Annotated in this window: 1 protein-coding gene; it reads right to left on the bottom strand. The window is 68.4% G+C overall.

The annotated features are described in order from the left end of the window. Nucleotides 1–550: acyltransferase domain-containing protein (locus tag JK364_RS54580; RefSeq protein ID WP_201858906.1), on the bottom strand; the 550-nt coding region annotated here is incomplete at both ends.

Genomic DNA, 550 nt, shown 5'->3' with positions numbered 1-550 from the left:
CCCTCCCCAGCACCGGAAACCACCACCGACACCGGACCATTGACCGCCGCGATCTCGACACCATCCGGCAACAGCGACACAACATCGCCCTCCGCCGCCTGGACCGCCAGCATCGCCCCGCCGGACGGAAGCGCCTGCATCAACCGGCCACGCGCACCCACGAGAACGCACGCGTCGCCGAGCGAAACCACCCCCGCCACATGCGCAGCCGCAATCTCCCCCACCGAATGCCCAACCAGATAATCCGGCCGCACACCCCACGACTCCAACAGACGGAACAACGCCACCTCCACCGCGAACAGTCCCGCCTGCGCCCACACCGTCTGATCCAGCAGACCCTTGTCGTCCCCCCACACGACCTCACGCAGCGAACCGTCCAACACACCATCGAACCCCGCACACACCTCATCGAACGCGGACGCAAACACCGGGAACGCCGCATGCAACTCACGCCCCATCCCCAACCGCTGCGCACCCTGACCCGCGAACACCCACGCCGACTTCCCAGCCCCCCGCACCCGCGTCACCGACGCGAGTCCGCCCCGCAACC

Source organism: Streptomyces endocoffeicus, from assembly GCF_016741935.1.
Taxonomy (GTDB): domain Bacteria; phylum Actinomycetota; class Actinomycetes; order Streptomycetales; family Streptomycetaceae; genus Streptomyces; species Streptomyces endocoffeicus.
This window is presented reverse-complemented; position numbering and strand designations above follow the sequence as displayed.